Origin of the sequence: Sorangium sp. So ce176 (genome assembly GCF_051519835.1) — a bacterium.
Lineage (GTDB): Bacteria > Myxococcota_A > Polyangia > Polyangiales > Polyangiaceae > Sorangium > Sorangium cellulosum_G.
Map to the genome: position 1 here is coordinate 2557478 of NZ_CP150371.1, position 22227 is coordinate 2579704.

Here is a 22227-nt window from a genome sequence, read left to right on the forward strand (position 1 = left end):
TCACCGCGGCGGCGGCTTGCCCTGGTGGAGGGCGGCGCCCGCGTCGGCGGCGGCGAGGATGCGCTCCTCGGCCTGCGAGGCGAGCTTCTCGACGGCCGCGGCGGCGTCGGTGGGGGGCAGCGAGCGGAGGAACTGGATGAACTCCGGCTCGAGGCCGGGCTTGACCCCGCTCAGGACGAGCACGATCGGGATGGCGGGCTTCTCGACGTCGGCGAGCTCGGTGGCGCGGGCGCGCCAGCGGCTCGCCCCGATCGCGAGGCGGAATGCCCACTGCGCGCCGAGGCCGATGAGGAGGCCGGTCATGACGCCGGCGACGAAGAGATCGGCGTCCTTGGGGGCGAGGAGGGCGGCGGAGAGCCCGCCGATGGCCGCGCCGATCACGATGCCGGGCTCACCGCTGTTGTGCGCGGCTGCGGTCTTCAGGATCTCCGCGGCTTGCATGCCCGGGCGCCCGCTGCGCACCGCGTCGCGCAGCGGCAGCAGGGTGGCGAGGCGGCGCATCGAGGCGGCCCGCACGCCCAGGTAGCTGATGAGCAGCGCGCAGACGGTCAGCCCGACGCCGACGCTCACGGCGACGCGCCGCGAGAAGACCCCTTGCGGCAGCGGCTCGCGGACCATCGCGGTGAGCGCGCGCTCCCGATCGCGCTCGGCGGTCGCCTTGTACGCGGCCTCGGCGTCCTTCGTGGCCTGCGCGACCTTGTCGGCGGGGATGTCGCCGAGCAGCGAGAGGAGCTGCTTCGCCGCCTCGAACTGCTCGGTCTCCGCGGCGCCGGGCGGCGTGATCGCGGCAGCCCTGGCGATGGCGTCCCAGGCGGGGATCGCGCTCACCCGCGCCCCCAGGAGCGCGTCGGTCGCCTCGCGGCAGCCCGCCAGGATCTTGGCCTGCTTGTAGACCGGCTGGGCGGAGGCCCACGCGAGCTGCTTGTCGGGCTCGTTGGGCTTCGGCGGCGGCGGGTTGCGCAGCGCGCGTGTCCTCGTTGTCGTCGTCGGCGCGCCGCCCCCGGCGCCGGCGCCGGGCTTCTCGGGGTCGGACATGCGCGCCGCGTCCGCGAGCTTCTTGAACACCTCGATCTCGGCGATGAGCTTCTCGCCCGCGAGGGCACAGGCGCGCGCGGGGGCGATGCGGGCCTCGGACTCCTCCGCCTGGCGCCGGGCGCCCGGGTCGGGGATGAGCCTGCCCTCCACGGTCACGAGCTGGAGGACCGCTGCGGCGATGCACAGGACGAGGATGGCCGACGCGATGAAGGTGGCGCGGACCTCCTCGCGCCGGGTGTACTCGTTCACGCTCGCTCCCTCGGAAAGACCGGAGATGGGCAGGCCGCCTGCCAGATCGGCGCGAGGGCGGCGCGGGCGAGCGCGGACGCACGGCCGGTCCGGCACGGAGCGCCGCGATCGGCGTCGCGGCCGTTACGGCAGGGGGACACCGAGAGAGCGCGAGCCCGTCGCATGCAGTTCACCGTTAAACCAGATGCCGGACCGATACCACAGCGTCGCTCGCGATGGAGCGCGCAGCGTCCTCGCGCCCACGTCCACGCTGCCCGGCGCGGCTGTCTGCGCGCTCGCTCCAACGCGCGCGCGTCCTGGAACTTGCTCCGCCCCGGGGCGCTTCGTGTAAGGGTGCGTGGACGCACGTAAAGGCACGTAATCGCGCGTAAAGGCGTGGAGAAGCGCGGAGAAGGCGTGGAGGCTGTCGTCACATCCCACAAGCCCGTCGAACCCGCTGTCCCGGCGCGCGCCGCGCTGCCCGAGCAGGCGGAGGCCGCGAGCGGCGGCGCTCCGGAGGCGACGCGCGGCGCGGCGGCGGCGCCCGGCGAGCCGTCGCGAGGAGCGAGCCGGGGCCTGTGGATCTCGTCGACCTACTTCGCCGAGGGGCTGCCCTACGCGATCGCGCACAAGGTGGCGGGGGAGTTCTTCACGGCCGCGGGGGCGAGCCTGGAGATCATCGGCCTCGTGTCGCTCTACGGGCTCCCATGGAACCTCAAGTTCCTCTGGAGCCCGCTCGTCGACCTCCACGGCAGCTCGCGGCGCTGGCTCGTGGGCGCCGAGATCGCGCTCGCTGTGATCCTCCTCGGGCTTGCCGCGGCGGCGGACAGCGGCGCGCTCGGTCTGGTCGCGGCGCTGTTCGGCCTGGTCGCCGTCGCGGCGGCGACGCACGACATCGCTGTCGACGGCTTCTATCTGCAGGCGCTCGACAAGGACGCGCAGGCTGCCTTCTCCGGGCTGCGGGTCGGGGCTTACCGGCTCGCGCTGCTCGCGGGCGCGCTGCTGGTCGCGTTCGCCGGGTGGGCGAGCTTCGGCGCGTCCTTCGCGGTGGCGGCGGTCGGGCTCGCGCTGCTCGCGGGCGCCCACGCGGTGCGGCTGCCGCGGCCGGCCGCCGCGGCGCCGGCGCGGACCGACGCGGGCGCTGCGCCGCCGGGCGCTGCTGCCGCGCCGGGCGCCGCTGCCGCGCCAGCGGCCGCCGCGGGCGGCGCGGTCGGTCTGCTGCGTTACGTCGAGCCGTTCCGGGTGTTCCTGCGCCAGCCGCGGATCGCGTCGAGCCTGGCGTTCATCCTCTGCTACAGGGCCGGCGACGCGCTCATGTTCGCCATGTCGTCGCCGCTGCTCAAGAGCCTCGGCCTCGACACGGCGGCGCGGGGCAACGTGGGCGGGGTCGGGACGGTCGCCTCGATCGCCGGCTCGACGCTCGGCGGCGTGCTCATCAAGCGGTGGGGGCTGGCGCGGACCATCTTCCCGATCGCGCTCGTGCAGAGCCTGGCGATCCTGCTCTACGTGGCGCTGGCGTGGTCGCGGCCGACGCTCCCGTGGATCGTCGCGCTCGTCACGCTCGAGCAGTTCGTCGCCGGCGTCGGCACGGCGGTGCTCGTTGTGTTCCTGATGCGGCGCTGCGTGGACGGATACAAGTCGTCGCATTTCGCGATCGGGTCGGCGCTCATGTCGGTGTCCGCGACGTTCGCCGGCAGCGTCAGCGGGTACCTGGCCTCCAGCGTGGGGTTCACCGCGTTCTTCGCGATCGCCTTCGCGGCGTCGATCCCGGGGGTCGTCCTGTCGCGCTGGGTGCCGCGGGACTAGCGCCCCCGGCTGGTCGAGCCCGCTTGCGTCCTGTGGGCCGTCGGCGCAACCCTCGCCTCCATGCAAACCCACGCGCGTCACGCGCCGCTCCCGCGCGCCGCCCGGCCGATCGTGGCGGCCGTAGCGGCGGCGCTCTCGCTCTCCGGGCCGGCCGCCACGCCCGCCGCCGCCCAGCCGCCCGCTGCTCAACCGAAGGCCGCGCCGGCGGCCGCTCCGCAGGCAGCGCCCGCCGCGGCGGCTCCCAAGGCCGCGCCCGCCACGCCCGCCGCCGCACCCCCGCCGCACCTCGACGTCCCCTTCACGAAGTACGCCCTCAAGAACGGCCTCACCGTGATCCTCCACGAGGACCACGCCCTGCCGATCGTCGCCCTGAACCTCATGGTCAAGGTCGGCTCGCGGTTCGAGGAGCCGGGCCGCACCGGGTTCGCGCACCTGTTCGAGCACCTCATGTTCATGGGCACGCGCCGCGTCCCCACGAAGCAGTTCGACGCGTGGATGGAGGCGGAGGGCGGCTCGAACAACGCGTGGACGAGCGAGGACCGGACCGCGTACCACGAGTCGGCGCCGGCCCACGCGCTGCGGCTCCTGCTCTGGCTCGAGGCCGACAGGTTCTCGTCGCTCGCGGACAGCATGGACCTCGCGAAGCTCAACACCCAGCGCGACGTCGTCCGGAACGAGCGCCGCCAGACGAGCGAGAACGAGCCCTACGGCAAGGTCGACCTCATCCTGCCCTCGCTGATGTACCCGAAAGGGCACCCCTACCATCACCCGGTGATCGGCTCGCACGAGGACCTCCAGGCCGCGACGGTCGACGACGTGAAGGCGTTCTTCCGGCGGTGGTACGTGCCGAACAACGTCTCCCTCGTGGTCGCCGGCGACTTCGATCCGCAGGAGGCGCGCGACGTCATCGAGCGGTACTTCGGCGGCATCCCGGGGCAGCCCGTCCCCGTGCCGACGACGCCCGCGCCGGTGAAGCTGAACGGCGTCGTGCGCGAGACGATCGAGGACGACGTGAACCTCCCCAAGGTGGTGATGGCCTGGCACAGCCCCGCGCGCTTCGCGCCCGGCGACGCCGAGCTCGACCTCCTCGCCACGACGCTCGAGCAGGGCAAGGCGAGCCGCCTGTACAAGGCGCTCGTCTACGACAAGGAGCTCGCCCAGGAGGTGAGCGCGCTCCAGAGCTCCGGCGACCTCGGCTCGACGTTCACCGTCGAGGCGATCGCGCGGCCGGGCGTGCCGCTCGAGAAGCTCGAGGCCGCCATCGACGCCGAGCTCGCCAGGGTGCGCGACGCCAAGCTGAGCCGCGAGGAGCTCGACCGGGCCAAGAACCAGTACGAGACCGCGTTCGTGACGGCGCTCGAGTCGGTCGCCGGGCGGGCCTCGCTGCTCAACCGGTACGAGACGTGGACGGGCCAGCCCGGGTTCGTGGAGCAGGACCTGAAGCGCTACCGCGACGCGACGGCCGAGTCGATCCAGGCCCAGGCGAAGAGCACGCTCGACCCGAACGCGCGGGTGATCCTCCGCGTCGTGCCGAAGGGCAGCGACCCGACGAAGAAGGCGGTGACGAAATGAGAGCGAGGCACGCAGGTGCGATCATCGCGCTGCTCGCCGCGGCCGCCGGCTGCGGGCCGAAGGCGCCGGCGCAGCCCACGGCCAGGACCGAGGCGCCGCGCCCCGAGGCCCCGGCGGCGGCCGCCCCGCAGGCGGACCCGCTCGGGCCGCGGCCGGAGCTGCCGAAGCCGAAGCCGTTCGCGCCGCCGGCGCCGGTGGTGATCGACGGGCCGAACGGCACGAAGGTGTGGCTGCTCGAGCGCCACACGCTCCCGATCGTGTCCGTGTCCGTCACCGTCGCGTCGGGATCGGCGGACGATCCGAAGGGGCAGGCGGGGCTCGCCCACATCACGGCGAGCATGCTCGACGAGGGCGCCGGGCAGCGGAGCGCGGTCGAGCTGTCGAGCGCGATCAACGATCTCGGCGCGACGCTCTCGGTCGGGGCGCGCGCCGACGGGAGCGTCGCGTCCCTCGCCGTGCTGAAGAAGAACTTCGCCAAGGCGTTCTCGATCCTCGCCGACGTCGTCGCGCGCCCGCGGTTCGAGGCGAAGGAGTGGCAGCGCGTCAGCGCGCTCTGGCAGAACGACCTCAGGAAGCGCGGCGACGACCCGACGCGCGTCTCGTCGCTGGTCTCGACGGCGGCGCTCTTCGGGCCGGGGACGCCGTACGGCCACCCCGTCGAGGGCCTGCTCGCGGACGCGAAGACGATCGGGCTCCCGGCCGTGAAGGCGTTCTACAAGGCGGCGTGGCGCCCGGATCGCGCGGTGATCTCCGTGGTCGGGGACATCACCCGGGACGAGGTGATGCAGGCGATCTCGCGCGACCTCGGCGCGTGGTCCGCCAAGGGCGCGCCGGCAGCCCCCGCGTCGGCGGCGAAGGGCGCCTCGCCCGGCGCGCAGCCGGGGAAGGGAGCGACCGACGGCGCGCCTGCCGCCGCGCCGTCGTGGAAGCCGCCGCGGCTGGTGCTCGTCGACCGGCCGGGCGCGCCGCAGTCGGTGATCGCCTTCGTGCGGGAGGGGGTCGCCGCGGGCGATGCGCGGCGGCCGTTGCTCCAGCTCGTCAACACAGCGCTCGGCGGCTCGTTCACGTCGCGCTTGAACCAGAACCTGCGCGAGGACCACGGCTGGTCCTACGGCGCGGCCTCGGCGTTCACCGAGACGCGGCGCCAGGGCGCCTTCGTCGCCCGGGCGTCCGTGGTCGCCGAGGCGACAGGGCCCGCGCTGAAGGAGATGCTCGGCGAGCTCGCCAGGATGGCAGACTCCGGGCTGACCCGGGACGAGCTCGCCAAGGTGCAGGCGCAGGACCGGGCCGACCTCGTCTCGGCCTACGAGACAGCGAACCGCACCGCCCTCCGTTACGCGACGCTGGCGCGGCTCGGGCTGCCGGAGACGTTCGATGCCGCGGCGAGCCAGTCGCGACAGCAGGCCACGCTCGCGGGGCTCGCGGAGCTCGCGCGGGCGGTGGACCCGAAGAGCGCGACAATCGTCGTGGTGGGTCCGCAGCAGGAGATCCTGCCGCAGCTCAAGGCGATCGGCCTCGGCGAGCCGGAGGCGTGGGACGTCGAGGGGCAGCCGATCCAGGCGAAGAAGGCGCCCTGAGCGGCGCGCGCCCGCGCCGCGCGCTCCTCCTGCTGCGCGGACAGCGGGAGGAGCGGCCGCCGGCGCCGCGCCTTCAGGGCACCGTCGGCTCGAAGTCGAGCGGGTTGGTGGGCGCGCCCTCGTGCAGGATGCCGTCGCCGAACCAGTACACGTAGCGAGGCTCCTGGGCCCCGTCGAGGTAGGCCTCCAGCCGGACGACGGCGCCCTCGGTCGTGGTGAACGCCATCGCGTCGATGTCCGAGCCGGTCTCGGCGTGGAAGTGCGCGACGCCCTCGTCGACGAGGCGCGTCGCGTCCGTCTTCTCGACGTCGATCCCCTCGATGTCGAAGAGCTCGGACGACGTGTCCACCGAGGCGTAGAGATCGAAGCTGCAGGCGACCTGGGACTGGTTTGTGTCGCAGGTCGTCCACAGCGTCCACGTCCCGCCGGCCGCGTACTCGACGAAGATGCCGACCCCTTCGCCCGGCGCGCTGCTCAGGAGGGCGTCCGTGTCGATGGCGACGCGCATCGGATCGTTCGTGGGAGGCGGCGGGGGGGTGCTGTCCCCGTCGTCGCCGTCGTCCCAGTCGTCGTCGTGGTCGTGGTCGTGGTGGTGGTCGCGGCCGTCCTCGTCGACGACGATGCAGCCGCTCAGCGCGAGGGACGCCGCGACGAGAAGGGACGACCACAGTCCCAGTGAACGAAGCTTCACAAAGTCAGCGGAGAACGTCATCGGATCTGCTCCTGCTCGTGAACGTCGCAAGACGTGGGCCAAGCGCTACCGCGATCGCGGCCGGCTCGGCGCCGGCGCCGCCCTCCCCGGCCCCGACGGGAGGTGGATCCTGGGACGAGACGGGACGGACGGCGCGCTCGGGGCCACGCGCGGCCTCGACGGCGGGCTGAGCTGCGGCGCCGGCGCGGCCCGCGGCAGCGACCGGGACTCCGGCGGCGAGACCGACGGCGGCCGCTGCGGCGCGGCGCGCGGCGCGGGCGGCGCAGTGACGACGCGCGGCGTCGGGGCCGTCCGCGGCTCCGGGGAAGCCGCAGGGGGTGCGGCGGCCCGCGAGGGGCGGTGCGGCTCGCGCGCGCCGGCGCGGGGCACGGCGCCCGCGCCGGACAGGCCCCGCTCCGGGAGAGCGGGCCTGGCGACCGGGGCCGGCGCCTCGCCGCCGGGCGACCTCGGGGTGCGCAGCGAGGGCCTCGCGCGCCTGTCGCCGGCCGCGGGGGCAGGGGGCGCCGTCAGGCGGCGCGCCGACGGGGGTCCGAGGCGCGCGCTCGACGCCGGGCTCTTGCCCGCGTAGGCGAGGGCGCGCGGGTCGGGCCGGGCGCGCTGCCTCGGCGCGGACGCCGAGGGAACGCCGGCCTCGGCGAGCGAGGGCGACGCGGGGCGGTAGCTGCCGGGGCGGATCCCGTGGGCCGAGCCCGAGCGACCCGCGCCGCCCGGGCGGGCCTCGCTGTGGCCCGGCCTGCCCGCGGTCGGCCGCGCCGGCCTGTACGTGTGCGAGTGCGCGGCGATGCGCCGGACGACGCCGCGGTCGCGGACGATGTGCGTGTGGACGTGGCGGTGGAACACGTGCGTCGTCGGGCAGAAGACGTACGCCGCCGGGGGAACGGTCCACAGCGAGACGGCGACGCCGCCGGTCCAGGTGTAGGTGGGCGGCATCGGGGCCCAGCCGACGTAGCCGTGGTCGCCGACGCGCCACACGACCCACGCCGGGGCGTACACCCGTCCCGGGATCCACGACCAGCCGTGCGCGGAGATCCAGACCCATCGGCCGTAGTGGAACGGGATGTGGCCCCACGCGTAGTCGCTGACCCACATCCACTCGCCGTCCTCGGTCAGCGACCAGCGCCCCGCGGTCTGGTACGGCGCGAAATCGGGGCCGACGACGACAGCGGAAGGCACCCAGACCCTGCCGTAGCTCGGGTCGTCGATCCAGGTGCCGTAGGGGGCGAGCGGCTCGTGGAACTCGACCAGGGCGCTCGGGTCGGTGTCCTCGTACGCGTCCACCTCGATCTCGGCGCTCACGCCGACCTCCACCTGGACCGGCTGGGTCTCGGTGGGCTGTGAAGGCGCGGTCTCACCGGCGCTGGCAGGGGCGTCGCTCGTGTAGCCCTGCGGCAGGCCCTGGGCCGCGGCGGTTGACGGCGCGGCGAGCAGCGCGGCGAGCAGCGGCAGCGCGCCTCCGAGCCGGCGGAGCCGGGCCCTGAACGGGCTCTGCGCCGCGGCGGGCGCGGGGGACAGCGGAGAAGAGGGCTGCGGAAGCGGCATCGGGAGCATGATGGGTCCTTCTCGAGGGGGATGCCAGGGAGAGGTCGGGCCGGCCTCGGGCGCCCTGGGACGGCTCTCGCACGTCCGTCAGACGTTGCCCCGCGGCGCGCAGTGCAGCCTGCGCGCACAACCAGCCTCCGCTGGAATGCAAACGACGTTCCGGTGCCCCGCTCCGGCGCCACGCGGCGCGGCGCGGCGCGCGCCGTCAGTCGAGATCGCTGTCGTCGAGCGCCGGCTTCGGCGCCGCGTCGCCCGCCGCGGGCAGCTCCCGGGGGCGCAGCGAGGGCGGCGCCTTCGGCAGGAGCGAGAGCCGCGCGTGCGCGTCGGCCAGCTTGCGATCGGCCTCGCGCAGGCGACGGTTCAGCACCCGGATCACCGCGTCGGCGATCTCGGTCGTCTCCCGCACCGCCTCGTGGAAGTCCTCGGCGGAGACCCGGAGCAGCTCCGCGTCCTCGGTGACCACGGCGGTCGAGGCCCGCGGCTCGCTGTCGAACAGCGACATCTCGCCGAAGACGTCGTGCGGGCCGAGGCGGGCGATCTCGCGGCCGTCGAGCGTGAGCCGCACCTCGCCCGAGATGATCGAGTAGAGCGCGCCGCCGGGCTCCCCCTGGCGGAAGATGACGTCGCCGCGGAGCAGCGAGACGACGAGCGAGCCGCGCGCCAGCGCCACGAGATCGTCGCCGGCGACGCGCGAGAAGAGCGGGACACGCTGGAGGAACAGGACCTTCTCGATCGTGGTGTACATCTCGTCCTCGGGGTCGATGCCGGTGCCGCCGGTGACCGCCCAGTATCGTGCGTAACGCGCCACCGCGGGATCGGCATCGGCGCGCAAGGCGGCCAGGCGCTCGCGGGCGCCTGGCGGGTGGGTCACGGCGATCGCGATCGCGGCCGCCTCGCGGACGAGCGGATCGGGAGCGTGGCTCGCGGCGAGCGCGTCCTCGGCGGCGCCGAGGATCGCGTGCTGCGCGACAGCGTTCAGCGCGAGCGCGGCGCTGTAGGGCTCGCCGCGAGCGATCTCGCGGCGGATCCAGGCCACGACGCTGGCCTCCGGCGGCATGGGCCTCGTCGGGAAGGCGACGGAGAGCTCGAGCAGGCGGTCGACCAGGGCGACGAGGCGCTCGCGGAGCGGGCGGTCGAGGAGCGACTCCAGCACCTCGAAGGCGTTGGCCCGCAGCGCGGGGTCCGGGCCGAAGACGTGGGTGCGCACGAGGGCGACGACCTCGCGCGGGTAGGCGAGCTCGCACAGGCGGAGCACCCGGATGAGCCCCTTGCGCAGCCGGCGGAGCAGGTGCTGATCGAGCAGCGGGCTCGCGACGCGGGGGCGCACGGCGATGTAGGCCTCGCGCATGCGGACGTGATCGACCGTCTCGTCGTCGATGCAGGCGCGGATGACCCGGAGGGGGGCCGGCGGCGCGCGCAGCGCGAGGCGCAGGCGCGAGGCGGACGCGAGCACCTTCTGGCGAAGGGCCTCGTCCGGGTGGGCGATGTGGGCGAGCAGCGCGTCGAGCGCGCCCTGGCTGGAGAGCCGCGCGAGCACCCGCGGGATCGCGAGGCGCGCGGCGCGCTGCGTGCCGTCGTCGTCGAGGCGCGCCGCGAGCTCGGGGATGGCGGCGTCGCCGAGCACCTCGATCGCCCGGGCCGCGGCCGACGCGAGGGGGCGCTCGGCGAGCGCGTCCGCGAGCATCGGGAGCAGGCGCGGATCGGCGACGCTCGAGGAGGCGCGCACGGCCGCGCGGCGGACGGCGGGGTCGGGATCGCCGAGGAGGCGCGCGAGCGCGCGCTGGAGAGACGCGCGGCCGGCGAGGCCGAGGACGCGGGCGGCAGCGACGCGATCGCGGGGGGACGGGCTCTCGAGGAGCGCGCGCAGCCGCGGCGCGCCCTCGAGCATGCCGTCGAGGCCGCAGTGGCGCAGGAGCGCGGCGATCGCGGCGAGCCGGAGCTCCTCGTCGCCGGAGACGCCCTTGTCGTCCGGGGCGTCGCTGTCGCTCGAGGCGCGGCTGTCGCCGGGGGCTTTCCTGGACGCGACCCGGGGCGCGGCGCCCTCCCGCGCGAGCGCGAGCAGCTCGTCGTGCGCGTCCTCCCGCAGCAGCGAGGCGAGGACGTCGACGGCGGCGACGCGGACGGCGGTGCTGTGGTCGTGGACCGCCGCGCGCGCGATCTCGGGGCCCTCGTCGTGCCCGAGCTCGGCCGCGAGGCGCACCGCCAGCGCGCGCACCCTGGCCGAGCCGTGGCGCGCGAGCGCGGGGACGGCCTCGCGCACGAGCGCGGGGTCGAGCTGCCGGAGCTGGTCGACCGCGAAGAGCACCTGCACCATGGCGCGGCTGTAGAGCGCCTCGCGGAGGATCGCGCGCGTCTGGGGGCCGTAGACGACGCTGTCCGGGTCGATCTGCCGGCGCATCAAGGTCCGGCGCATGGCCTCGAAGTAGCCGCGCCGCACGAGCGGGACGAGGGCGATGGTGACGGCGCAGAGCGGGAGGGAGTAGAGGCCGAGCCACGCGGCCTCGTCGACGAGCGCGGGGCCCGCCGCCGCGGCGGGCGGGAGGGTGAGCAGGATCAGCGCGCCGAGGCCGTAGCCGAGGGGCTTGGCGATCGCGGAGACGAGCGTCCTCACCCGCTCCCGGAGCGCCGGCGGGAACGGGTAGAAGAGGATCTGCATCGTCGCGTCGTGGAGGGTGAACTGGAGCGCGTTGTCGCTCAGCTTGAGGATGGAGGCGACGACGAGGGTCGGGCTCGCGAGCAGCGCGGCCGTGCTCGCGGTGAACGCGGCCGGCATGGCGAGCAGCCCGCCGAGCACGCCGTGGCGCCGCAGGATCCGGGGCGTCACGCCGAGCTGCAGGATGAGGCCGAGCACGCCGACCGCGCCGTAGAGGAAGCCCATGAAGCGGGCGAGATCGTCGCGGTCGGGGTAGGCGGTGAGGGCGATCGCCTTGAACTGGTAGTCGCCGACCGTGAGGACGCCGAAGAGGAGGAAGGTCAGGAGCGCGACCGTGAGGGCGTAGCGCGAGCGCCACACTTCCATGCGGGGGAGGCGGGCCTCGATGAGCTCCTCGGCGCCGGACGGGGGCCGATCCAGCGGGTGCCGGCGCGCGAGCTGCGTCGTGAGCGACGCCATGGCGAGCAGCGCGGCGATGAGCACGAAGAGCAGGTTCTCGGTGCCGATCCACGTGACGATGCCGCCGGTCGCGAAGCCGCAGGCGACGGTGCCGACGACGCGCCCGCTGCCGATCAGGCCGAAGAGGCGCTTGGCGCTGCGGGGGTCGTGCAGGTCCTGGGCGAGGGCCCAGACGAGGACGCCGGTGAAGTTCGCGATGATCTCGGACCAGATGTAGAAGACGAGGTAGGCGGCGCGGATCTCCTGGCCGATGAGGACGCGCAGCAGCGCGAAGGTGACCGCGCCGAAGAGGGCGAAGGCGACGCACAGGCGGGCGCGCGGCATGCGGCGGGCGATGCGGTCGTAGGCGAGCGCGGCGACGGCGGAGGCGGCGCCGTACACGATCCACATCGGCGCGATCCAGGTGACGGGGAACCTGGTGAGGAAGAGCGCGTCGCGCGCCGAGCGGCCGACGACGAAGATGAGGGCGGCGAGGAAGAGGAGGCAGAAGAGCAGCGCGGTCCGGTGCAGCTCGACGCGGGTGAGGGGGACGCCGAGGACGGCGGTGTCGGCCTCGGGGGCGGCGCTGCTCGGATGCACCCGGCTGGGCCGGATCGACGTCGGGCGCACCGACGGCGCGGACGCGGGCGCAGGCGCAGGAGCGCTGTCCTTGCGCGGATCGAGCTGCCCGGGGCGCACCGCCTCGGCGGCGGAGGCGCGCCCCTTCGCGCTCGGCTCCAGGGGAGCGGCGTCGGTTGGATCCACCTGTCTCAAGCTAGCCGAGCCCTCTCCTCTGGCGCGTGTCGAAGGCCACGCGACACGTCCGACGCCTGCACCTCGGTGCGCCGGTCCGCTCGCCTAGCGCTGCACGGCGCCGCTGACAACTTGTCAGGAACGGACACCGACGATGGCCAGCTCGTCACACCGCGCCGCTTCGAGGTGACCTCTACGGACTTCCGGCGCGGCCTCCGACGGGGACACCGCGCTGGTTTCCGTGCCGTTTGAAGGGCTGTGCGGGGCATTTGCGGCGTGGTACGAGCTGTGCTGAAAGGACGCGCACATGGACACGACAAGGTTTCTCGTGCGGCTCCGGCCGCGAGGGCGGCGGCTCCTCCCGCGGCTGTGCGCGGCGGCCTTCGCGGTGGCGGCGCTCGCCGGGGGCGCGCGCCAGGCCGCGGCGACGGTGACCATCAGCAAGGACGTGGAGCGCACCAAGACCGAGCGGCAGGACGCTGAGTTCCCGCTGTGGATCAGCCGCCAGGACTGCATCGAGGACAACGATCTGGCGTTCACGCTGACGCTGCAGGGCTTCTCGACCAACGACACGCTCGCCGTCTGGGTCAGCGAGTCGCTGGACTGCACCCTGTATTCGAACCGCGACACCGGCACGCGGTGCCGGGAGGTGCTGAGTGTATCCAACCTCGATGACACGATGCCCATCACGCTGCCCGTGAAGCAGATCGCGGCGGCGCTCGGCGCGGAGGGCTGCGACAGCACGAGGACCAGCACCGGCGCCGTCCCGGTGACCATCTACTTCATGCGGCTCCAATCGCTGGACGCGGACGCGACGGACGTCGCGAAGTGGGAGCAGACCAAGATGGATCTTCAGGGCCCGAAGCCGCCGACCGGGATCGAGGCGCGCGCCGGCGATGGGCGGCTCCTCGTCGATTTCACGCAGAACGAGGACGAGGACGTGCTCGGCTATTATTTCTACTGTGATGAGGGCGGGCAGTCCTCGGCCGGCGCGGGCGACGGCGGCGGGAGCGGTGGCCAGGGCACGGCGGGAGGACCAGGCAGCTCGGGGTGCCAGTCCTCGCTCCTGGTTCCGGGAGAGATCCCGGACGTCGGGGACCAGTGTGGCAAGGTGGGGAAGGCCAACCGTGGCGCGGCAGAGGGCCTCACGAATGGCAGCTCCTATGTCGTCGGCGTGGCGGCCTATGATGCCGTCGGGAACGCCGGGCCGCTCTCGGCGCTCGCCTGTGGGACGCCGATCGAGGTCGACGGCTTCTTCGAGAGGTACCGAGATGCCGGCGGGCAAGCTGGAGGGGGCTTCTGCAGCGTCGAGGGGCCGGTCGGGGCGGGCCGATGGGTCTCGTGGCCGCTCGGCGCCGTCGCGGCCGGCGCGGCGCTGGGGTTGTGGCGCAGGAGCCGTCGGCGCCGCGCGCGCCCCGTCACGCAGGAGAGCGCATGAACCGTCATCTCCGTCATCCGGCCGCGGCGTGCCTCGCCGGCAGCGCGGCGCTCCTCATCGCCTCCGTCGCGGGCGCGCAGTCCACCCGCTCGACGAGCGACTGGCGGCAGTCCGATCGCTCGAGCATCCAGCAGGAAGAGCGCTATGCCTCGCCGCAGAGCTTCGCGTTCGAGCTCCGCTTCGGCCCGTACTCTCCCGAGGTCGACGAGGATCCCGCCAGCGGGGGCTCCTTCGAGGAGACGTTCGGGGACGGCCAGCGGTTCTATTTCGGGATGGAGTTCGACTGGCTGCCGCTCCGGATCCCGTTCGTCGGCACGGTCGGTCCGGGGCTCGGCCTGGGGATCACGTCGGCGTCGGCGAACGCCTTCGAGGCGGGCAGCGACGTGAGGGCCGAGGCGGAGGAGACCTCGCTCACCATCATGCCCCTGCACCTGTCGGCCGTCGTCCGTGTCGATGAGCTGATGCGCCGGACGGGCATTCCGATCGTGCCTTACGCGAAGGCGGGTGTCGGCATGGGGCTATGGTACTCCGTGTCGGGCCCTCGGCTGGCGAGGCAGGACGGCGTTCGCGCGCAGGGGATCACCTGGGGCACGCACCTCGCCGCCGGCGGGATGCTCGCGCTCAACTGGCTGGATCGCCGCGCGTCTTCCCAGCTCGATGAGTCGACGGGCATCAACCATACGTACCTGTTCGGCGAGTGGATGTACGCGAACCTGGACGGGTTCGGCTCGCGCCCGCAGATGCACGTCGGGACGTCGACGTGGATCGCGGGGTTGGCGCTCGATATGTGAGATGGAGAGCGTCGTCGGCGCGGTGGAAGAGCGGCGCCGGCGCGGCGGAGGGCGGCGCCGGCGCGAGGAGCGATGGGGGCGGGGCGCCGGAGGCGGAGCTGGCGATGAAGGTGAAGGCCGGGCGGTGGGCGCTGGACGCGCCGCGCCCGGCTGGCTTCACATCTCGCCGCTCTCCAGCGAGGTGCCGCCGTCGTCCTCTTCGATGACGGTGGTCCCCCGCGGCCGTGCCGTTGTGGGGCGGCGCGGGGGGCTGTCGCTGTCGAAGGCCTTGACGGTCTCCTGGGAAGGCGGCCCGAAGATGGGCATGACGAGCTCGCGCGCGGTGCCCTCGCGCTCGTAGGCGATCTTGAGCTCGTTCGCGCTGGCCAGGGCGCGATAGGCCGCGAACAGGTCGTCGGGGCGCTCGAGCGGCGTGCCGTTCACCTGGGTGACGACGTCGCCGGGCTTGAGCTCGAGGGCGCTCCAGTCCGGGGGCAGCGCGAGGATCTTCCAGCCGATGAAGGCGCCTGCCCGGACGACCTCCTCGACCGGCACGCGCCGCAGGATCCACGGCGGCCCCTGCATCAGCACCCGCTCCACGTCGGCGCGGGCGAGCTGCCCAGCGGGCGCCGCCTGCCTGGCCGGGGCCGCGCTCTTTGCAGGCGGCGCGGGGGCCGCCGCCGGACCGGACGCCTGCTGACCGCCGCACCCTGCGAGGACGGCCAGGGAGAGGCATGCGCCGAGCATGAGCTTTCCGTGCGTCGACATCGGGGGGACTATGCGCGGCGGACCCGAGGGGGCCAAGTAAGATGCAGGTGAAGCGGGGGCGCTGAGACGCGCGCGGCAGGGCCGGTGAGCGGAGCGCGCAGAGCCCGGGTGAGGGGGCGGCAGGGCCGGTGAGCGAGCGGCCATGGCCGGTGAAGGGCGAGCCGGAACGCCCGTAGGGCTCGAGGGGTGACGGAGTTCGTCGGAAAAGGGTCGGGGAGGCGGGATTTGAACCCGCGACAACGAGCACCCAAAGCTCGTGCACTACCGGACTGTGCGACTCCCCGGGCTTGGCGTCCGCGAGCGGGACCATAGACGAGGTGTCCTGCCGGGGCAAGACGGGTCGCGGCGGCGGCCGAGCGCCCGGGGCCGGCGAGGCGCGTACAGGAGGCTTTTCAGGTGCGTCCTCGCGAGAAAGGCGCTGAGATGAGCGCGCTGTATGAGCGAGACGCTGCCGTCGCTGGCGGTCCATCACCTGGCCGTTGTCGTGCGCGATCTGGGGCGGGCCGAGGCCTTCTACGCGGGCGTCCTCGGGTTGCCGGTGGTGCGGCGCTGGACGGATGAGGCAGGAGCGCCGCGGTCGGTGTGGCTCGAGCTCGGGGGCGGGGCGTTTCTGGCCGTGGAACGGGCAGCGGCCGACGGGCCGACGCGCGCGGACGAGGCGCCAGGCTGGCACTGCGTCGCCCTCGGGATCGCCCCGGCCGAGCGGGAGGCGTGGCGCCGCCGGCTGGCAGCGCGGGGCGTGGCCATCGAGCGGGAGAGCGCTTATTCGATGTATGCGCGCGATCCCGAGGGCAACCTGGTGGCGCTGAGCCATTACCCGCACCTCGAGGCGGGGGCGGGCTGAGGGGTCCCGGTGCGGAGCCGGGGGCAGGCAGGGCGCCGGCGTGCGCGCGCGGGGAGGCCGGGGGGGCGCGGCCCGCATGTGCAGTGCGCGTGGAGCGCGGTGATGAGAAGATGGAAGGTCGGGCGGCGAGCCAGCGCGCTGGAAGCTGCCCGAGGTCCAGCGCGTCGAAAAGGGGAACGATCGAGCCGGAGGTTTCAAGATGCCGCGTTCAACGCCCGATTCCATGTCGCCTGATGGTCCTGTGCCGCTCGCGCTCCCGTTCGGGGCCATCGGGCTCGTGGGCGGCTGGCTCACGGCGGACAGCTTCCACCTCCAGCCGCCGTACGAGGCGCCGCGCTTCCTGCTCGCGGGCGTGACGCCCATCACGGCGGCGCTGCTGGGCAGCTACCTGACGAAGCGGATCGGAGGCGTCGGGAGCGGGGGAGCGGCGACCTCGAGCGCGGGGGCGGGAGCCGTCGAAGCCGCGCCGGCGGTGGGCGCGGGGTGGATGGAGGGGCCGGGACGGTGGACCCGACGGGGGCCGATCGTGGCGAGCCTGCTCGCTGTGTGGGCCATCGGCGTGGCCGGCGTCGTGAACGGCATGACCATCGGGCTCATGGTGGGGCCGGCAGGGATGATCATCGGCGCGGCGTTCGGCGCCGTCTTCTCGCTGCCGTTCATCCCGGCGCTCGCTGTCGTGCTGCTCGCAGCGAACCGCGTCGGGAGGGCGCGCGCGGGCTCGATCGTGGCGAGCGCCGACCGGCGCGCCGTGTGGGCCGCGACGGCGGCGGTGATCGCCGTGGCCGCGCTGGGCGCGCGGGCGCTCTTCGGGGCGCCGGCGGCGCCCGAGCTGGGGCGCGTCGTGGCAGGGATCGGGCTCGCGGCGGTGGGCGCGCTGCTCGTGGTCGACGCGGTGGCGATGGCGAGGGTGCTGGCGCTGCCGCGGAGGCCGATGGGGGCAGGAGCGGGGGGAGGGCGGGGCGGTTCCGGGGAGGTCGAGGTCGAGGTGGAAGCGACGGGGGAGGCGGGGGGAAAGCGGAGCGGGATGGGCGTGGGGATGGGGGAGAGGGTCGACCTCGGCCTGGGGGACGAGGTGCACGTCGAGGTGGTGCGGCCGACCCACGCCTACCGGGGGGCACGGCAGATCGCCCGGATCGTGCGGGGCGACCGCGAGCGCGCCGTGGCGGCGCTGCGGGCAGGGCTGGCGCGGGGCGGGATCGCGCTGGCGATCGGGGCGGCGCTCTGGGTGGAGCCGTGGAGGTGATCGGGGCGCGCGAGGCGGGCGGAGATGCCAGGGGGCTGGCGGAAGAGCGGGCTGGACGAGAAATGGCCGGGGATCTGTCTTGATGCGTGGAGCGAGGTGTGCCAGGGTCCGGCGCCCGTAGCGGCTGTACGCCCCTGCCCCCGTAGCTCAGTGGATAGAGCAGCGGTTTCCTAAACCGAAGGTCGCAAGTTCAATTCTTGCCGGGGGTGCTCGAAATCCTTCAGGATTTTGGCGCTGTACCAGAGGCGGGGTAGCCACCGGGCAGGTGGGACCGCGGCCTCGCGAATGCCTGATGCGTGGCGTGGACCGCAGCGCGCGGCGCCGACGCGACGAGGTGGTGGTCAGCGAGCGACGGGGGCTGCGCGGACTGCCGGAAGGACCGCAGGCCGATGCGCCAGCCGGCCGCGAGCGAAGAGGCGCGCGGGGGATGGAGGCCGCGCGTGCGCAGCGGGCGGGATCCGTGGCGCAGCCTGGGGAACGGGGCTCAGCGCATCAGGGATGATGTTGCCGTGATACTGGAATAATCTAGCTGGGCCGCTTGGGGAGGCGAGCGGGTTGAGATTCAATTCTGTCGACGGGTCTCGGCAGGCCCCGGGTTGAAATTCAATTCTGGCCGGAGGCTATCGAGAGGCTCCGATTTGAATTTTCAATTCTGCTGGTAGGTCTCGGCAGGCCCAGAGTTGAATTTCAATTCTGGCCTGGGGCTATCGCGCGAACCCCCTTTGCTCGATGAGCTCGACGGCAGATCGCGCCATCGCGATGTCCGTATCCCGTGCTGTCGTCAACAAGGTCCGGAACTCCACGAGATCCTGGGGAACGTCCACGGCGGTGGCCGGGCGGTTACGTCCGGTGCATTGAACCGCGCTTGAACCGGCGGCGCCGCTCCGCCTCGACCAGGCCCGCCGGCGTGATATTGTTGGCTGCGTCACATTTTATTCGCGCCGTCTTCCTCCAGGCTGCGTGAGCAGTCCACCGTCTCCCGGCGCCGCTGCCTCACTCCTCTCTCCGGTGGCGCCCCTCTCCGGCGACGATGGGCGCCTGGTGGGTCGATCGACGCGTCGCGCCTACAAGCGAAGCTCCATCGTGCCGGACGCTGGCCGTGGAGCTCCGGCCACGCGGCGCGCTGACCCCCGATGAGATCCTCTCGTATCGATACAGCCATGCTTCGCTCGACTTCGGTGCTTGCTCATCCCGTTTGACAGAAAGAACGCACGGCCCTCGCAAAGAAGGAGCAACGTATGCTGTCGACGCAGCGGCTTGTAAGAGCCTGGATCGGCGCCTCGCTCGCGCTCGCCGCCGCCCCGGCCTGGGCGGCCTTGCCCCCTGTCGGATTCGGCGGTTCCTGGTCTGCGTGGGGCTATCACCCTCCCCCAGGGGAGAGCGCCGCGTACCCGGATGCCTGCAGCCTCGATGCGCCGTACAACGAGCCGCCGTTCACGGCAGACGAGGATACCGGCAAGAGCTGCCCCAGCTACGCTACAGAGTCGCCGCGATGCACGGGTCCTTTCTGCCCCGCCCGCGGCGTGTGCGATGGGGCCGTCGTGCTGCACGAGGACATGAACTCCTGCCAGCGAGAGGGCTGCTGCCTGCCAGGGTCCGTCGGCGTCGGGGGCGTGGTCAATGTCGTACCCTACCTGGCACGGCCGGCGGAATGGCCGTTCTCCGCCGACGCTTCCGTGGACCACAGCGTCAACGTCGACGACAGCCCAGGCCTCGCGCAGGCCATCGAGTGTGCAGCGTCGCTGCCATACTACAGGCGTACAGTGCGCTTCCCTGCCGGGCGGTACGTGCTGCGCACACCGCTGAGACCCCAGCACGACGCGCTGACCCTGGAGGGGCCGGAGCTGTCTCCGGACACCCGCCCAGGCGATCCAGAGACAGCGACCCTGGTGGCGATCCCCTGCAACCCCGAGCAGCTCCCCGGGGCGATCCAGGTCCACAAGGCCGCCAGGATCGGTGACGGCATCGACGAGGTCTGGGGGCTCTGGATCCGCAATCTGCAGATCGAGCTCACCGAGGGGCCACGAAAGACGGCGAACAGCGGTATCCAGCTCAACAACTGCTCGGATTGCGAGGTGGAGAACGTCATCATGCGGTACGCCCCCCTCGCGCCTCAGCTGCCTTCTTGCAAGCCGGCCAACCTGGATGGGATCGCCTTCGCCCTCGGATCCGGGGGCGTCATCCGGAACGTGATCGTGGACGGCGTACCGAAGGGCGGCATTTACCTGTCCTCGATCGCCGGATACCACGACACGCCCCCGATCCTCGTGGAGAACTGCGAGGTCAAGAACATCGACGGGCCGATCGCGGCGGCCGCGATCAAGATCATCACCGCCAATGTGACCGTGCGGAACTGCGAGGTCCACCATAGCCTCTTGCATTCCGTGGACGGCTCCTCGGCGCTCCACAACGGGCACGGCCTGTGGATCGCCACCCAGGTCAGCTTCGCACCCGGCGTCCCGAGCGCCGTGCCCGCGAACGTCCTCGTCCAGGACAGCTACTTCCACCACAACGGCGGCGCCGGCGTCGTCATGGCCAGCGCCGTCGAGCAGGATCGCCCGACGGGGATCCGGCTCGAGAGGGTCAGGTCTGCCTACAACGGGAACTATGGCGTGCACATCCAGGCAGGCACCGGCGTGCAGCTCCGGGACCTCTGGTCCTGGGGCAACGGCCTCTACGGCATGTACCTGAGCTCGGGGACGTCGCTCCCCGCGAGCTCGGTCCGCGTCGGAAGCGTGATCCTGGAGAGGCCGGTCGTCTTCAACAACAGCCTACGCGCGACGTCGGGCTCCTACCCGGGTATCAAGATCGACGCGAGCGACGTCACGATCTACGGGGGCGAGGTCGCGCGCTGTGACGCCTCGCGCGGGAGGCAGTCGAGCTCCATCCAGCAGCAATGCTGGCTGTCGGGCCCGACAGGCGCGCAGGTCCTTTTTCACCCGGAGGGCAACGTCGTCTGGGGCGTGGGCAGGCACACAACGAGCGCGCCGGAGCTGCTGGCGTGCCCTCATGAATGAGCCGCGCCGGGCGGGCCGCTCGCGACCCGGCACGTAGCCCCGGGCCGCCGTCGCATCACCTCCCGCGGACGCTCTCCACCAGGTGGTCCACGAGGGCGCGGGCAGCGGCCGCCAGGCACCTTGCTCCGCGGCACGTCGAGCAGATCCACGTGCCGCACCTGCGGGGAGCTCCGCATGAAGCGCATCGGCGAGGGGGGAACTACGGAGCGGCCACGGCCACGTCGCACGTGAACGGCGAGAACGCGTCGTACGACCCGACGAGCACCGTGTAGACGCCGCTGTCCGGGCAGACGAAGGGAGCCTGCGGGCACCGGCCGCACGTGTCGTCGACCGTGGTGAGCGCCTCGGCCTGGGTGCAGCCCGACACGCCGTCGCACACCCGGATCATCGGATCGTCCCCGCAGGCGCCGGTCGCGCAGCCGCAGCCCACCGTGATCGGCGCGCCGGGCGTGCAGGGGACGCCGTCGAACCCGGGCGCGATCGACCAGCCGCAGTCGCGGTCCGGGCCCCCGGAAAACGACGGGCACGCCGCGAGCGGGTCCCCGGGGGTCGTCGGGACGTCCTCCGGGATGGTGACCGGGACCTCGACCGTGTTGTTGTCGTAATCGCTCTCCGGCAGCGTGCGATCATGGTTGATCGCGATGCGGAGCAGGTAGTCGCCCGCTGCCACGCCGGTGATGTCGACCCACTGGCAGTCGAGGCTGGCGTGGTACACGTCGCTCCAGCCGCGCTGGATGCCCTGGAAGCCGCAGTGGTAGCGCGGCGCGGTCGGCGCGCCCGGGACGCCCACGGGCGAGCTGTCGAGCAGGCAGAACGCCTGCTTGTGGCCGGTCGCGACGACCGAGCCGGTCGCGTCGAGGAGCTCGTACAGCGCGTAGCCATTGAAGTGATAGTGAGCGTGGCAGGCGGAGAACTCGAAGCCGGAGACGAGGGTCGGGTCGCCGAGGATCATGTCCGCGTCGCCGATGTTGGGGGTCTCCGTCGAGAAGCGCATCAGGCGGCGATCGCCCGCCGAGCCCACGCAGCCCTCCACGATCGCGCAGCTGTCCGCCGGGAAGACCTCGTGGCCGATGCTCAGGCTGAACTGCGCCGCGTCCGCGGAGACCGTCAGGTCGGGCAGCGGGCACGTCGCGCCCGGCTCGAGCCGGGCGCAGGTGCCCATGAAGCCGCCGAGGCAGCAGGTCTCGTCCGCCGCGCAGTCGCTGTCCGACGCGCACAGCGCCGACGCAGCCGGCTGCTCCTCGACCTCGATCACGATGTCGAACGAGCCTTGATCGAGGCTCACGTCGTCCGCCCCGGCGCGGAAGCGCAGCGCGACCGTGGTGCGCTGATCCGGGAACACGTCGAACCACTGGGGGTTCGGCGAGATGAGCTGCGCGTCCACCGGCTCCGCCGTGCTGTCCGGGTTCAGGCGCTCGAGGCGCCAGCCCTCCTGGAGCCATGTGTAATAGCTGCCGACCGGCACGTCCGCGCTCAGGCGGATCCGGTCCGGGTCATCCTCGGTGTTGAAGAAGATCGTGCTCTGGGGGCCCTGGACCGTCACGACCCCGTCGCGCAGCCGGTACATGGCCCCGGAGGCCGCCTGGCCGACCAGGCTCATCTCGACCTGTCCGGTCTCCTCCTTCGCCGCCTCCTCTCCCACACATCCCACGAGAGCGATCATCCCAAAGAGCGCAACCTGTGTAAGCTTCATGCGACCCGCAGTCCTCCTCGTCCTCCGCCTCAGGACACTTGATGCCGTCACGGCACCGGCTCCTTCACGGAAAGATCCCGGTACGCCTGAACTTCTCAGGACATCACATGTCCCCGGTACTGTCCATGGGGCCACGGCGCG

Annotated in this window: 14 protein-coding genes and 2 tRNA genes; 9 read left to right on the forward strand and 7 right to left on the reverse strand. The window is 73.1% G+C overall.

Annotation, left to right across the window (positions count from 1 at the left end; translation table 11 throughout):
* Positions 1 to 1284 carry a hypothetical protein gene (locus WMF42_RS09910; protein WP_437691700.1) on the reverse strand — a complete coding sequence of 428 codons (1284 nt, stop codon included), beginning with the start codon at positions 1282 to 1284 and terminating at the stop codon, positions 1 to 3.
* 396 nt (positions 1285 to 1680) lie between these two features.
* Between WMF42_RS09910 and WMF42_RS09915 the strand changes: the two genes are divergently transcribed.
* The 3 genes from WMF42_RS09915 to WMF42_RS09925 are packed head-to-tail and all read left to right on the forward strand — an operon-like array spanning position 1681 to position 6218.
* The gene (locus WMF42_RS09915) at positions 1681 to 3069 is read left to right on the forward strand and encodes an MFS transporter (RefSeq protein ID WP_437691702.1); all 1389 of its coding nucleotides are present in this window, start codon (positions 1681 to 1683) and stop codon (positions 3067 to 3069) included.
* Positions 3070 to 3129: 60 nt separating this feature from the next.
* The gene (locus tag WMF42_RS09920) at positions 3130 to 4641 is read left to right on the forward strand and encodes a M16 family metallopeptidase (protein ID WP_437691704.1); all 1512 of its coding nucleotides are present in this window, start codon (positions 3130 to 3132) and stop codon (positions 4639 to 4641) included.
* Positions 4638 to 6218 (forward strand): M16 family metallopeptidase, encoded by a 1581-nt coding sequence (locus WMF42_RS09925; RefSeq protein ID WP_437691706.1) that lies wholly within the window; start codon positions 4638 to 4640, stop codon positions 6216 to 6218. The genes WMF42_RS09920 and WMF42_RS09925 overlap by 4 nt, the downstream gene beginning before the upstream one ends.
* A 73-nt stretch (positions 6219 to 6291) precedes the next feature.
* On the opposite strand, the gene WMF42_RS09930 is transcribed toward WMF42_RS09925, so the two are convergent.
* From WMF42_RS09930 to WMF42_RS09940, 3 genes are all read right to left on the reverse strand, one after another.
* Complete coding sequence (locus tag WMF42_RS09930; RefSeq protein WP_437691708.1) at positions 6292 to 6930, reverse strand: hypothetical protein; 639 nt, start codon at positions 6928 to 6930, stop codon at positions 6292 to 6294.
* A gap of 45 nt (positions 6931 to 6975) precedes the next feature.
* A complete protein-coding gene (locus WMF42_RS09935) occupies positions 6976 to 8478 on the reverse strand; it encodes a DUF6600 domain-containing protein (protein WP_437691710.1) in 1503 nt (500 codons plus the stop codon).
* 196 nt (positions 8479 to 8674) lie between these two features.
* On the reverse strand, positions 8675 to 12325 hold the full coding sequence (locus WMF42_RS09940) for an MFS transporter (RefSeq protein ID WP_437691712.1): 3651 nt from the start codon (positions 12323 to 12325) through the stop codon (positions 8675 to 8677).
* Positions 12326 to 12620: 295 nt separating this feature from the next.
* Here WMF42_RS09940 and WMF42_RS09945 point away from each other — a divergent pair, with 295 nt between their 5' ends.
* Positions 12621 to 13751 carry a hypothetical protein gene (locus tag WMF42_RS09945; RefSeq protein WP_061612946.1) on the forward strand — a complete coding sequence of 377 codons (1131 nt, stop codon included), beginning with the start codon at positions 12621 to 12623 and terminating at the stop codon, positions 13749 to 13751.
* On the forward strand, positions 13748 to 14542 hold the full coding sequence (locus WMF42_RS09950) for an MXAN_2562 family outer membrane beta-barrel protein (RefSeq protein ID WP_434046596.1): 795 nt from the start codon (positions 13748 to 13750) through the stop codon (positions 14540 to 14542). Before WMF42_RS09945 ends, WMF42_RS09950 begins: the two co-directional genes overlap by 4 nt.
* A 156-nt stretch (positions 14543 to 14698) precedes the next feature.
* Here the strand turns inward: WMF42_RS09950 and WMF42_RS09955 are convergent, their stop codons facing one another.
* Positions 14699 to 15289, reverse strand: a complete 591-nt coding sequence (locus WMF42_RS09955; RefSeq protein ID WP_061612947.1) for a hypothetical protein — start codon at positions 15287 to 15289, stop codon at positions 14699 to 14701.
* A gap of 210 nt (positions 15290 to 15499) precedes the next feature.
* Positions 15500 to 15573: transfer RNA gene (locus WMF42_RS09960), tRNA-Pro, on the reverse strand.
* A gap of 152 nt (positions 15574 to 15725) precedes the next feature.
* On the opposite strand from WMF42_RS09960, the gene WMF42_RS09965 reads away from it, so the two are divergent.
* The 4 genes from WMF42_RS09965 to WMF42_RS09980 all read left to right on the forward strand — a co-directional run bounded on the left by WMF42_RS09965 (position 15726) and on the right by WMF42_RS09980 (position 20393).
* Entirely contained in the window at positions 15726 to 16133 is a 408-nt protein-coding gene (locus tag WMF42_RS09965; protein WP_437691715.1) for a VOC family protein, read from the forward strand.
* Positions 16134 to 16356: 223 nt separating this feature from the next.
* Complete coding sequence (locus tag WMF42_RS09970; protein ID WP_437691717.1) at positions 16357 to 17376, forward strand: hypothetical protein; 1020 nt, start codon at positions 16357 to 16359, stop codon at positions 17374 to 17376.
* A 136-nt stretch (positions 17377 to 17512) separates the two neighbouring features.
* Positions 17513 to 17585, forward strand: a tRNA-Arg gene (locus WMF42_RS09975).
* A gap of 1029 nt (positions 17586 to 18614) precedes the next feature.
* Positions 18615 to 20393, forward strand: coding sequence for a right-handed parallel beta-helix repeat-containing protein (locus WMF42_RS09980; RefSeq protein WP_061612950.1), 1779 nt, complete (start codon positions 18615 to 18617; stop codon positions 20391 to 20393).
* 199 nt (positions 20394 to 20592) lie between these two features.
* Here the strand turns inward: WMF42_RS09980 and WMF42_RS09985 are convergent, their stop codons facing one another.
* Positions 20593 to 22044, reverse strand: a complete 1452-nt coding sequence (locus tag WMF42_RS09985; protein WP_437691719.1) for a lysyl oxidase family protein — start codon at positions 22042 to 22044, stop codon at positions 20593 to 20595.
* Between the last annotated feature and the right edge of the window lie 183 nt (positions 22045 to 22227).